Annotated in this window: 12 protein-coding genes; 2 read left to right on the top strand and 10 right to left on the bottom strand. The window is 26.9% G+C overall.

The features are described from left to right. The first annotated feature begins 644 nt into the window (after positions 1–644). Complete coding sequence (locus NG904_RS16415) at positions 645–1,139, top strand: PTS sugar transporter subunit IIA (RefSeq protein ID WP_252216035.1); 495 nt, start codon at positions 645–647, stop codon at positions 1,137–1,139. 98 nt (positions 1,140–1,237) lie between these two features. Here NG904_RS16415 and NG904_RS16410 read toward each other — a convergent pair whose 3' ends face one another. The 10 genes from NG904_RS16410 to NG904_RS16365 all read right to left on the bottom strand — a co-directional run bounded on the left by NG904_RS16410 (position 1,238) and on the right by NG904_RS16365 (position 11,912). Next, positions 1,238–2,890: a PTS transporter subunit EIIC gene (locus NG904_RS16410; RefSeq protein ID WP_252226146.1), complete on the bottom strand. Its 1,653-nt coding sequence runs from the start codon at positions 2,888–2,890 to the stop codon at positions 1,238–1,240. Positions 2,891–3,138: 248 nt separating this feature from the next. After that, positions 3,139–3,993 carry a glucose PTS transporter transcription antiterminator GlcT gene (glcT, locus tag NG904_RS16405; protein ID WP_252216041.1) on the bottom strand — a complete coding sequence of 285 codons (855 nt, stop codon included), beginning with the start codon at positions 3,991–3,993 and terminating at the stop codon, positions 3,139–3,141. A 174-nt stretch (positions 3,994–4,167) separates the two neighbouring features. Then, a complete protein-coding gene (locus NG904_RS16400) occupies positions 4,168–5,124 on the bottom strand; it encodes a GNAT family N-acetyltransferase (RefSeq protein WP_252216051.1) in 957 nt (318 codons plus the stop codon). A gap of 121 nt (positions 5,125–5,245) precedes the next feature. After that, positions 5,246–5,539, bottom strand: a complete 294-nt coding sequence (locus tag NG904_RS16395) for a hypothetical protein (protein WP_252232767.1) — start codon at positions 5,537–5,539, stop codon at positions 5,246–5,248. Next, positions 5,526–5,684: a hypothetical protein gene (locus tag NG904_RS16390; RefSeq protein ID WP_252232765.1), complete on the bottom strand. Its 159-nt coding sequence runs from the start codon at positions 5,682–5,684 to the stop codon at positions 5,526–5,528. Before NG904_RS16390 ends, NG904_RS16395 begins: the two co-directional genes overlap by 14 nt. Before the next feature lie 252 nt (positions 5,685–5,936). Next, positions 5,937–6,113, bottom strand: coding sequence for a hypothetical protein (locus NG904_RS16385; protein ID WP_205453166.1), 177 nt, complete (start codon positions 6,111–6,113; stop codon positions 5,937–5,939). 348 nt (positions 6,114–6,461) lie between these two features. Beyond that, entirely contained in the window at positions 6,462–7,712 is a 1,251-nt protein-coding gene (locus NG904_RS16380) for a flagellin N-terminal helical domain-containing protein (RefSeq protein ID WP_252232763.1), read from the bottom strand. A 377-nt stretch (positions 7,713–8,089) separates the two neighbouring features. Beyond that, positions 8,090–8,251, bottom strand: a complete 162-nt coding sequence (locus tag NG904_RS16375) for a carbon storage regulator (RefSeq protein WP_252216056.1) — start codon at positions 8,249–8,251, stop codon at positions 8,090–8,092. 467 nt (positions 8,252–8,718) lie between these two features. Then, on the bottom strand, positions 8,719–10,638 hold the full coding sequence (locus NG904_RS16370; RefSeq protein WP_252232761.1) for an FUSC family protein: 1,920 nt from the start codon (positions 10,636–10,638) through the stop codon (positions 8,719–8,721). 512 nt (positions 10,639–11,150) lie between these two features. After that, entirely contained in the window at positions 11,151–11,912 is a 762-nt protein-coding gene (locus NG904_RS16365) for a tRNA threonylcarbamoyladenosine dehydratase (RefSeq protein ID WP_252232759.1), read from the bottom strand. Positions 11,913–12,307: 395 nt separating this feature from the next. Between NG904_RS16365 and NG904_RS16360 the strand changes: the two genes are divergently transcribed. Then, positions 12,308–13,000 (top strand): 5'-methylthioadenosine/adenosylhomocysteine nucleosidase, encoded by a 693-nt coding sequence (locus NG904_RS16360; RefSeq protein ID WP_252216067.1) that lies wholly within the window; start codon positions 12,308–12,310, stop codon positions 12,998–13,000. Positions 13,001–13,128: the final 128 nt, after the last annotated feature.

Raw genomic sequence — 13,128 nt, 5'->3', positions numbered from 1 at the left:
AACTTTTGTTTTATTGTGTCACCCTTAAGCGACTTCATCAGTATAACATTTTGTTACTTTTCTGTCAACATTTTTCTTTTAAAAAACTTTCTTTATTTTTACTCTCAAGCTCTGCTTAAAGAGAAATTAAATCATTTTTTTAAATTTGTTAACTTGTCTCAAGGACGTGTTTTATCTTACCATATATTTTTTAGCTATTTAGACTTATTTCTCGTATTTTCAGGGTTTAAGTCCCTAATTATTCATTATTCTGCTATTTTTTTTATTTTTCTACTATTGATACACGTGGTTTAGTATTCCCCATTCTATTACATTATTATCCTTTACTTCATATAGTTTCATCTATATTATTTATTATCAACCTATATTTTAACATTATATACTATATAAATAGACACTAAAATTATAATTGTAAACGTAATTAAAGTTTATTGACATCCTTAATATAAGATTATATAATTATCTAGACGTGTTACTGTTAAATCAGGCATAAGTTTTCTTAAATAGAGAAATCTTATGCCTTTTTTTATTAAACATTAATAGTAATATGCTTATATTTTTTAATATGTAGGTAAAAATACAATATACAAGTACATAATGTAGAGAAAGGATGTGAATTATCCTGGTTAGTCAGGATATAATTTATGTTTGGATTATTTAAAAAGAATAAAAAAGAAGATAGCAATTTAAAATTAGTAGCACCTATTACAGGTAAATCAATTCCTTTATCAGAAGTTCCAGATCCAGTTTTTGCTCAAAAAATGGCTGGAGACGGTTTAGCAATAGAACCTTCTGACAATGTAGCTGTTGCTCCTGCAGATGGTGAATTAACTTTAGTATTTAATACTAAGCATGCATTTGCAATGACATTAGCAAATGGTATAGAACTTTTAGTTCATATTGGTATCGAAACTGTATCTTTAAATGGAGAAGGATTTGAACAATTAGTAGAACAAGGAACTAAAGTTAAAGCTGGAACTCCTATAATAAAATTTGATAGAGAATTTATCAAATCAAAAGGACTTCCATTAACAACTCCTGTTTTAATAACTAATGTTGATACATTAAAATCAATAAAAGCTACTGAAAATGTAGATACTGTAGCTGGTGAAACTTCAATAATAGAATATACTCTATAATTTTTTAAAAGATTCACAAAATTTAAATGCCCTAGTAGATAACTCAATATTTATCTACTAGGGCAAAATTTTTATAAACTAATTGTATTAACTAATTATTAACTAATACCTAATATATCATTAATAGCGTTTTTATATCCGTCAGCTTTAGCTCCAAATATAGCTTGGATTCCATTACCTACTTCCATAACACCTGCTGCACCTAAAGTTTTTAATTCAGCTTTATCAACTTTAGCTTTATCTTTAACTTCAACTCTAAGTCTTGTTATACAAGCATCAACACTTACAATGTTTTCTTCTCCACCTAATGCTGCTAATACAGCTGGTGCTTTTTCAACTATTTCACTCTTAGCACTTCCATTTTTGCCTTGGAAATCAGCTTTAGTGTATAATTTAGTTTCTTCTTCATTTTCATCTCTACCAGGAGTTTTTAAGTTAAACTTCTTGATCATGAATAAGAATAAGAAATAGTAAACTACTGCATAAATTGCTCCTATTAATAGAACCATAAACCATTTAGTTGGAACTCCTGCTCCTGCTGGAAGTAATCCAAATAAACTAAAGTCAATTAATCCACCTGAGAATGTCATTCCTATAAATACATTGAATATATCCATTAACATGAATGATAACCCTGCTAATATACAGTGTACTCCGTATAACACTGGAGCAACGAATATGAATGTAAATTCTAATGGTTCAGTAATACCTGTTAATAATGAAGTAATAGCTGCTGCTAATAATAATGATCCAACCGTTTTTCTCTTGCTTGGAGCTGCTGCTCTATACATAGCAAAAGCCGCTGCTGGTAATCCAAACATCATGAATGGGAATTTACCTGCCATGAATCTTGTAGTTCCACCAACTATTGTTGACATAGTGTCAGCTGATGCACCTACTAAATCAGTCATGCTTGATAATTGAGCAAAGTATGCTGTGTTAGCACCTGCTACTGTTTGCCAAGTTCCATTAACTAATATTTGACCATCAACAAATGATCCAAACCAGAATGGAGTATAGAATACATGATGTAATCCAAATGGAATTAATGCTCTTTCAATAACTCCATAGAAGAATGTTCCTATAAATCCTGCATTTCTAACTGCATTAGCTATAACTCCAATACCATCTTGAACTATTGGCCATAAGAATGCTAATATAGCTCCTACAACTGCCATAGTAACTGCTGTTATTATTGGAACAAATCTTGATCCTGAGAAAAATCCTAATATTTGTGGTAATTGGATTTCATGGAATCTATTATGTAATATTGCTGTAATAATACCTGTGATAATACCACCAAACACTGACATGTTTAATGTAAATATACCTAAGTTAGTTGTAACATATGTTGCGTATTTACCAATGCTATCTGGAGTAAGGACTCCTAATTGAGTAACTCCTAAAGCAAGCAATGTTGAAATAACTTGATTCATTACTATAAATCCAAATACTGATGCTAATGCTGCTGTACCTTTGTCTTTTTTAGCAAGACCTACTGCAACACCAACTGCAAATAGTATTGGCAAGTTTCCAAAAATAATATCACCTATATTTTTCATTACTGTTAATATAGCAGTAACTGCTGGAATACTAACAAATGCTATAAGTGGTTCATAAACTGCTGGTGGGTTATTTAATCCTGCAATTCCAAGTAAAGCTCCACCAACTCCTAATAATATACCTGCGATTGGTAAAGCTGCGATTGGTAGCATTATAGCTTTACCTATTCTTTGTAAATATTGAAGCATAATAATTCCTCCTAAACTAATTAAATAAAATAAAATTAAATGTTATGTAAGTATATATTGCTATTTTTAGCTGACCAGCTAAAAATTATGCAAATAAAAAAGACTTAAATATAAGCCCAGAAAAATTTATTCAATCAAAAACAGTATTGTAATAAATTTTTCTTTACTTATATTAAGTCTTGCCTGCTTTACCAGTTACACCTTAATTATATAAACATAATATCATATTATTTCCCATTTGTAAAGGTTTAATTATTTTTAGATACTTTGAATCTTTCAACATGAATAGTTAAAAATGCAACTTCATCCTTTGTAACCTTCACTTTAAGTTCATCTTCAATAATCTTAGCAATTCCTTCTGATATTGAATATGATTTCTTATATGTCTTCTTTATAATTCTAGATAAATCATTATGAACACATGTATTATCCATTATTCTTTGAAGTGCAAATTTAATATGCGTACAAAATCTTGCATAATCTAAAGATTTTTTGTTTATTTTTATTCCTAATCTATCTTCAACATATTCAGCTATAGTGCTACTTAAATAAGTGTTTTTTATTGTATTAGAAAGTTTACCATTATTTAATGAAGAATGTATATGAAGCGCTATAAATGCAACTTCTCCATCAGGTATCATTACATTTGAATAGCTCCCAACTCTTTCTGCCACTATTTTAGCTAATCTGAATTCTTCTGAATATAAAGTTTCTGTCTCAACTAAAAAAGGATTCTCTATTTGTTCATCATTTTTCATTCTTTTAACTGCAAAAAATAAATGATCTATTAGACCAATGTGTATATGTTCATTTAATTCTTCATTCAATTGTTTAGATATTTCATATATAGCTTCTTCACAAACTGCAAAGAATTCATCATCAATTTTTTCTATCATACCTTGAAGGCTTTTTATATTTTCCTTGTTTTCTATGGTAAATATTTTTTCTATTTCTGTATTTTCAGGTATGACATGACCCGGCTTTTTACCAAATCCTATACCTTTAGCAAAAAGTATTTTTTCTTTATCAGATGAATCAACTAAAACTATATTATTATTAAAAACCTTTGACACTACTTCGCTTTTATTAAGTATTATTGTCATTTTACTATCCTTTCTATATACAAAATTTATTAATTATAATAACTCAATATTAATTATATCATTAAATTTAATCACAATTCGTATTTTTTTAACAAAGTAACTGTATCACGCTTTATTAGTTAAAAATTTGAAAGTTTCAGTAAAAAGCGTACATACTTTCTAAAAATATATATTTTATTTAGATTGTTTTCTATAAAATTCCTCTTTGGTAATATAATAAGTAACATGATCTTTCCACTGACCATTAATAAATAAATATTTCTTATTTATACCTAATTCATTAAATCTACAGCCTTTTAATACACCTTTTGATTTTTCATTTTCTAATAGTGCTGACGCTTCTACTCTATGCAGATCTTCTTCAGTAAAAAGATAATCTATAAAAAGATTAACAGCTTCTTTCATATATCCATGTCCTTGCTCTAGCTTATCTATAGAATATCCTAAGATACCATTTTTAAAACTTCCAAAAACTAAACTAGATACTTTTATTTTTCCAATGAAATTATCATTTTTAAATATACCTACTTCAATAGAACTTCCATTTAAAAATTGTCTATAACTTTCATTTAATATATCTCTTTGCCCATCCAATGTATAAAAATTATTATCTCTATTAGGTTCAAATGGAGCTAGATACTCCTTGTTTCTTATGTAATATTCCAATAAGTCATTTGCATTTCCAGGTGTTAAATTTCTTAATACTATATTTTTGCCTTTTAATTCTATAAATAAAGATTTTATTTTATGATTATACTCTGTACGAGTTATTCCAAATGATAATTCATCTAAAAATTCACCCTCATGATATTGATTTTCACTAAATATCCCCTCTAAAGTAAACCCTAAATCTAAAAAGGAACTAATCTCTATTCCCTCTACAGTTTTAATATTAATTTTAAATATATTTAAATCCTTAAATACAGCCCTAAGAATCAGTTTTAATGTCTCTTTTAATAATTCACATTTACAAGCTTTATAAAAATTAAGTTTAATATCACATTTTTTGCTTGAATCAGCAAACTCTATTATATAAAATCTACCAATAATTATATCGCTTTTATCTTTTATTATATATTCTTTCTTTGATAACTTACTTACTTCTATTTTAACCTTCAAATTAGATTCCATCAAAATTCTCCCACTGCATTTAATTAAAATAGCACTTACATTTATTAATGAAAGTGCTACCTTATATATATTATAATATTTTTAACTTGAGTCTACCATAGTTATTGTGGAAATTAGCTAATTAATTATTAATCTTATTTTTTAATTCTCTAACCTTTTCTATAGGTAATCCTGTTCCTTTAGATACTATTTCCTCACTTACTCCAAGTCTTAAAAAACCAATAGCATCTTCTATTGCTTTCTTTTCTATTCCTTTTTCTATTCCTCTTTTTTCTACTTCTGGATCATATAATGTTTTTGTCATTGTACTATCGTTTTTAGTTTGAAATTCTAGGTGATAAGTAACTTTATTACTAACTTCATTATTTAATACTTCAAAGAATACATCTCCTCTTAAAGTATCAAATGTATCCATTATTACTTACTGATAATTCAACTTCATCACTACTAAAATTTTCTTCAAAAATCCCATTTAATAAATTAACTAACACTTTTTTAGATGTAGAAAATAAAAACTTTAATATCTCATCAAGTTTTACTTTTTCATTACTAACTGTCAAATTATCACCTACCTTGCTCTATCTTAATTATAACCTAAATTTCATATCCTTAAAACAACTAAAAATCTTTAAACTTGTACCTGTAAAATTTTACACCCCAGGGGTGAATAAAAAAATTATATGTTTATTTTTTATTGAAATTTGATATAATAAAGATAGAAAAAGCTTAGTGCTGGTAACACTAAGCTAATCCTAGAACGTTTTTTAGTTTTAGGGCTATTGATTTTTTATTGGATTGTTAAAAAAGAACGCTTATCTTTTGCGATTAGATGGGGCGTTCTTTTTAGTTTTTAAACTTAATTTAAAACCTTTTATGTTAAATTGAACTTCAAAATCACATTCTTTAGAATCTTCTTTTAAAGCTATAATAATAAGTATAATCAATACAATGCTTATTATTACCGCTAACACACCAATAATCATTTCCAATACCACCCCCTCGAACTATAAGTATTTCTACCAATAGCCCAAGGCGGAAAACGTACAACCACCGTAGCCCACCTCTACAGTTTTCTTTTAAATACTTTCATAGTTTAACATATTATATAAACTAATAAAATACATATTAAAAAATATAAAAACAAATACTATTTTTTAATTAATATTAATTGTGCTACATATTCTATAATTCCATATAAAATCCTCTAAATGATTTTATATACTACTCTCCATTATCAACTTTCAACTAAAAAAAGCCAGAGCTTTCGCCCTGACTTTTTAATGTGTTAAAAATTGATTTAACTTTATTGAATAAATGTTAACTCACATAATTCCTAATTATCTTAATAATTGAAGAACTCCTTGTGGTTGTTGGTTAGCTTGAGCAAGCATTGCTTGAGCAGCTTGGCTAAGAATGTTATTCTTAGAAAAACTCATCATTTCTTTAGCCATATCAACATCTCTTATTCTTGATTCAGCTGACTGTAAGTTTTCACTTGAAGTGCTTAAGTTGTTTATTGTGTGTTCTAATCTATTTTGAACTGCTCCTAATTTACTTCTTTGTGTAGAAACTGTTTCAATTGCTTTATTCACTGTTTCAATTGTTCCTTTTGCATTATCTCTTGAAGAAACGTCTGCACCATTTACTGTAAATTTAACTTTATCAGCTAACTTTGTATCAGCAAATCCTAAGTCTGCTTCTGCTATTTTTTTCCCATTATTTAAAATAAGTTCTTTAGTACCTAAAGTTCCTACTAATTCACCATCTTTAATAAGATTAGTTCCTTTAATTTCATAGTTTCCTGGTGCAAGTTCACCAAGATTTTTAGCTGCATCCTTAGTATCCATTTCATTAGTAATTGTAGCTTTTCCATCTTTCACTACAACTGTAGCTTTATCGTTAATCTTAGTATTTTCAAATGCTGTATCTTTTCCATTTAATTTTAATGTATTGCTTGTCGCTACTTCTCCAACTGCATTTCCATTAGCATCCTTTAACTTAGTTCCGTCAACAGTATATGTTCCATCAGCTAAATTAGAATCAGCTACAAGATCTTTTGTTTCACTAATTACAACTGTTGATGTTAATCCTAAACTAGCTGAATCCATCTTATTTATAGATAAATCCATTGATTGTCCTTCGTTTGCTCCAATTTGGAATTTACCATTAAAAGTTCCATCTAATAATTTTTGAGTATTAAATTCAGTTGTGTTAGATATTCTATCTATTTCTTTAGTTAATTGATTCATTTCTTCTTGTATAGCAGTTCTATCAGCTTTTACATTAGTATCATTTGCAGATTGTACTGATAATTCTCTCATTCTTTGAAGGATTGAGTGAGTTTCATTTAAAGCACCTTCTGCAGTTTGAATCATTGAGATACCATCTTGTGAGTTTCTTGTAGCTTGATCTAATCCTCTGATTTGGCCTCTCATTTTTTCTGAGATTGCAAGACCTGCTGCGTCATCTCCAGCTCTATTTATTCTTAAACCTGAGCTTAATTTTTCCATTGATTTACCACTGTTAACAGTGTTCATTCCCATGTTTCTGTGTGCGTTCATTGCGTTCATATTGTGATTGATTATCATAATAAAATACCTCCTTGAATTTTGAAGTGGACATCCTTTTCCACCATAATTTATTTTTATATTTATAGAAACCCTTACGGGATAACTAACAGTTTTGAGTTGAGAATTGAGAGTGGGTGGATAATTTTTCTATGAAAAATTTTGAATTTATAAATTGAAGTTTTTCTTTAGAAAAACTTCCTTAACTCTCCATTCTCCACTTTCCACTATCAACTTTAAAAATTCCACTCTCAACTCCCTGCGCCGTGCGTTGTGGGACAAAATCGAAATAAAAAAAGAGCGATCTTCATTAAAACTTAGCTTCCTGCTAATATTTAATGAAAATCACTCTTCCTGAGCTTGTACTATTATTAAATTTTACATAAAATATGAAAATATTATTTACTCATACTTTCGTATACTTCGCCTCTTACGATTTTAATTTCTCTTGGTGCATCAATTGCAAGTCTTAAATTGCCTTCTTCACTTCTTATTACTGCAACCTTTATTTTGTCATCTATTACTATATATTCACCTGGTTTACGACCTAAAACTAACATTCAATACAGTCCCCCTAACGCTTGTCGTATAAATAAAAAAATGGGAGCATACCCTAATTTCATTAGCTTCCTGCTAACTATAATAGGGTTATACGCTCCTCCTGAGTACTCTCATTGCATCTTGCAATGATAACAATTTTTAAATTTAAAGTAAAATAACTTCTTGTTATTTTATAAGACAAGCCTCTTCCTGAGACATTTAAATTCATCCTGAATTATCTTATATTTATATTATCGTAAGATTTATTATCCACTTTATACTTATTTTAAAAATTTTTTCTAAGAGCATAAATAACTTTTATGGTAAATTATATATTATGTAACTCGCTCATTCTAATTATAGCATATATATGATTTTTTTCAATAAAATTCTATTTTTACATATCTCTATTTAAAACAAATAAAAAAATACCACTCAATTAATAAAATTAAGTGGTATTTTTAACAAATATTAAATAATCTCTACATTATATAACCCTAATATCATCTAAATTATTTACGCCATCTAAAATTTCAATATAATCAACAAGAGCCACCTTTATATTTAACTCTTTAATTTTATCTAATTTATCTTCTAAATATGATATTTTATCTTTAATATTAATTTTCTTATTTTTAATTATAGTTCTTATATCTTCACGTATTTTATAATGATTATTATTGTCTAACCAAGTGTATAAATCATATATATTAGTAACTAATAATCTATTAGAATTTATATAATTTATTAATTCTTCATTATCTTTATCAAAATTATTAGATTTTAACTTTTCTTCAATCATTGTTGATATAAGAATATTATTTCTTATTAAATCATAGTTTGGCTTCATTCCATCTATTAATTCTTCCATAGTTCTTAATAATTCTATCGTTACGCTTTCATTCATTTCTATAAGATCTTTTTTAGCATCCATAGCTTTATATTGTAATACAAATCTACTTAATAATAGTCCAATAATAGATCCTATTATAACATACACAATTCTATTGATACTTAAAACAGCTGTTCCACCCATAAGTGCTGCAGAACCTATTGCTGATATTGTAACGCATATCATATTATATTTATATTCCTTTATATATCCACTTATATATCCAGCCATCATAATAATCATAGTTCTCATAGTTAAATCTTTAAAAATGTAAAATAAAGTTGCAATTATAGCTGTACCTACAAATGTTGATAATATTCTATACTTAAATTTTTCTTTAGATACTTCATAATGCGGTTGAACCAATGAATGTATAGTGAATATAATCCATCTTCCCTCAGATAAATTAAAATAATCCATTATAAATCCACCAATAGCAACACCAAGTCCTAATCTAAATGCATAAGAAAATCTTAGAGAATCTAGTGCAAAATGTTTTTTAAAAATATACATTGCTTTAAATTGGTTTGGTATTTCATCACCTTTATTAATAAGATTATATTTTTTCTTATCTAAACCCTTTAGTTCATATAAGCTAGTTTTTAATAAATGTAAAGAATTAAGCATTCTTGCTATAATAATGTTATTAGAATTTTTTACATTATATTTTTCTAATAGTTCATTAAATAATACATCTAAATTTTCTAAGTTATTTTCATCTTCAAAACATATTTTCACATTATCAATTGATATTATTATATCGTCTTCTATTTCTTTTATTTCATTGATTTGTTCAATATTATCGCCTCTTTTAACTCCTTCAATATCATCTAAGAGAACATTTAATTTATCTAATGATAGGGAAATATTTAGTTTTATTCTACTTTCTTCTGTTATATAAAAATGCTCTGCTCTTTTATCATAAATAATTTTTCTGAATTCATTTATAGAAGATTTTATTTCATTATCTATTTCTTCAAATGAATCATTATTTCTAATAGCTCTAATCTTTTGTAACATACTAGTACAACTTTTTGCTAAAAGCTTATTACCTTTTTTATAAACTCTGTTTCTGTTTGCTATTAATTGAATTGCCATAATAGACACAGCTCCAAACGCTAATGATAATAATCTTAATGGTAATTTATCAGCTGTAACTGGAAAAGAAAGCATAAATAAATACTGAAGTGTAAATGGAATATAGCTAGGAGAATTTAAGTTATAGCACAGTCTATATGCTATTATAAATAGACTTATAAAATTAAGCGGTATGGCTAAGAACATATTACTTGATGCTAAATACGTAATTATCCCCATTAAAACATTGAAAACCATTAGTCCTACTGTATTTTTTACAGGATTTAATGTTAAATCTTTTGTCAAGAATAATAGCATGCCCGTTATGGTAGTAACTCCTATTAATATATTGTCATCTCCGAATATAGTTTTAAAAGTTATTACAAATACCATTATAAATATAAATAATATCGTTTGTGATACTATTTTCTTTTTCATTTAATCACCTTTTTTCTTTTGATTTTTAAGAGTTAAAAAGCATTTTACCATAAAATAAAATATCATACAATATTTTATTATCGCATGATATTTTTATGTTTTTTATAAAGTTATCAACACTATCCACAATATGTTGTTGATAACTTTTATTGAAATACTCAACATATTGTGTAGTATGTAAATTCCAGTTAAAATTAAGCTCGTTATTTATTACACATTTTTGTCATATACTGGACTATATGATAGAAGCACAAAATTAGTTTTCTAATCATATATTTTTTCAAGTCTTTTCTTAAAGCATACTTAAAAAACAGAAAAATAAAATATACATTATTCTTATTTTTACATTTATAGACGTTTTATATTATTTAAAAATAAAAACTAGTGTATATTTGTATACTATTTACTAAACATAAGTAGAATCATTAGATATTATACACTTATTTCAGTTATTTAATTTATAAAACATTTAAGCATACTTTTATTGTGGATAAAATAAATTTTTTACTTAATTACTTAATTGCTAAAATATCTTTTATAACTTCTCCTGCAATTATCATTCCTGCAACTGGTGGCACAAAAGATATACTTCCAGGTATTTGTCTCCTAATGGCACATTTTTTAGTTCCCCCTGTACAAACACATCCTGTTTTACAAGTAACAACATCTTCTACTTTAGGTTTTAAAGGAATTTCTTCCGAATATACTACCTTTAACTTTTGTACTCCTCTTTTTCTTAATTCATGTCTCATTACTTTTGCTAATGGACAAACGCTTGTTTTAAAAACATCTGTAACTTTAAATTGAGTAGGATCCAATTTATTTCCTGTACCCATAGAACTCATTATTTTTATATCATTTTTATAACAATACTCTGCTAATCCAAGTTTTGCTGAAACTGTATCTATTGCATCTACTATATAATCAATATTTTCTGGAATTATCTCAGATATATTGTCTTGAGTAACAAACATTTGATGAGTTATAACATTACAACTCTTATTTATAGAAAGAATCCTTTCTTTCATAACTTCAACTTTAGACTTACTTATAGTATTATATGTAGCATGTATTTGTCTATTTAAGTTTGTTAAACAAATAGTGTCATCATCAACTAATATTAACTCTCCAACTCCGGCTCTTGCAAGTGATTCAACAGTGTAACTTCCTACTCCACCGATTCCAAAAACCATTACCTTACTATTTTTTAATTTATCTAAACCATCTTTTCCTATTAACAATTCTGTTCTTGATAAAGAATGTTGTGCTAACATTTTCTTCTCTCCTTATAACTTTAATTTATATTATTAAATGGTTCTATTTTAGCAGTATATTATATATGACTAAGCTAAGTTAACAGGTTAAAATACCTATTTTACCTACTGTATATATCAACACATATTTAAAATTCCCCTATTAAATAAATCATATTATAAAATTTCTACATTATATAAATTTAGTTTCTTATATAAAAACATAAATTATACTATGAAATCTTTCGCTCATATTATATCATAAAATAAGAGTATTCTACTCAACTAACTTGGATATAATTTTAACATTAATTAATATTAAAATTAATATTAAAATTACTATTAAGTTTTTCTTTTAATGTTTATAATATAAATTATAACTTAACAGAATGTAATTTATTTTTAGGAGGATTTTTATGACAATTGGAATAATAGCTGCTATGGCAGAAGAATTAGAAATATTATTAAAAGATTTAAATCTTGAAGAAAAGAAAGAAAAAGCAAACATGATTTTTCACAAAGGAACTATAAAAGGTAAAAATGTTGTTGCTGTTGTTTGTGGAATAGGTAAAGTAAATTCAGCAGTATGTACTCAAATATTAATATCTGAATACAATGTTGATAAAGTTATTAATGTTGGTGTTGCTGGTGGTATTGGAAAAGATATTTACCCAGGTGACATAGTTGTAGCTGAAAATTTAGTACAACACGATATGGATACTTCAGCATTTGGAGATAAGATTGGGCAAATTCCAAGACTTGATACATTTGATTTTAAATGTGACAAAGACATGGTTTCTGCTGCAAAAAAATCTTGTGAAGAAATATCTGAACTAAACAGCTTTACAGGAAGGATAGTTTCTGGAGATCAATTTGTTGCTAACTTAGAAAAGATTCAATGGCTTGAAAAAGAATTTGGCGCTATTTCTTGCGAAATGGAAGGTGCTAGCATAGCTCAAGTTTGTTACTTGAATTCAATTCCATTCGTAGTTATTAGATCAATTTCAGATAATGCAAATAACGGAGCTCATATGGATTACGAAAAATTCACTCCAATTGCAGTTAAAAACTCAACTAATATACTTAAAAATATGTTAGAAAAACTATAATAAAAGGCTCTGTTTTAGTAGCGTGTTTATATATACATAATCAAAGTTACATTGTATAATCAATACACTACTAAAACATAGACTGAAATTAATTTAACTCACACCTCTCGAGGCTGTAAATATTTTTG

This window comes from Clostridium sp. ZBS15 (genome assembly GCF_023845705.1).
GTDB classification, from domain to species: Bacteria; Bacillota; Clostridia; order Clostridiales; family Clostridiaceae; genus Clostridium; species Clostridium aquiflavi.
This window is presented reverse-complemented; position numbering and strand designations above follow the sequence as displayed.

Coding starts and splice junctions, on each gene's coding strand:
- NG904_RS16415 (WP_252216035.1), top strand. CDS start 645: ATGTTTGGATTATTTAAAAAGAATAAAAAAGAAGATAGCAATTTAAAA.
- NG904_RS16410 (WP_252226146.1), bottom strand. CDS start 2,890: ATGCTTCAATATTTACAAAGAATAGGTAAAGCTATAATGCTACCAATC.
- glcT (WP_252216041.1), bottom strand. CDS start 3,993: ATGACAATAATACTTAATAAAAGCGAAGTAGTGTCAAAGGTTTTTAAT.
- NG904_RS16400 (WP_252216051.1), bottom strand. CDS start 5,124: ATGGAATCTAATTTGAAGGTTAAAATAGAAGTAAGTAAGTTATCAAAG.
- NG904_RS16395 (WP_252232767.1), bottom strand. CDS start 5,539: ATGGATACATTTGATACTTTAAGAGGAGATGTATTCTTTGAAGTATTA.
- NG904_RS16380 (WP_252232763.1), bottom strand. CDS start 7,712: ATGATAATCAATCACAATATGAACGCAATGAACGCACACAGAAACATG.
- NG904_RS16375 (WP_252216056.1), bottom strand. CDS start 8,251: ATGTTAGTTTTAGGTCGTAAACCAGGTGAATATATAGTAATAGATGAC.
- NG904_RS16370 (WP_252232761.1), bottom strand. CDS start 10,638: ATGAAAAAGAAAATAGTATCACAAACGATATTATTTATATTTATAATG.
- NG904_RS16365 (WP_252232759.1), bottom strand. CDS start 11,912: ATGTTAGCACAACATTCTTTATCAAGAACAGAATTGTTAATAGGAAAA.
- NG904_RS16360 (WP_252216067.1), top strand. CDS start 12,308: ATGACAATTGGAATAATAGCTGCTATGGCAGAAGAATTAGAAATATTA.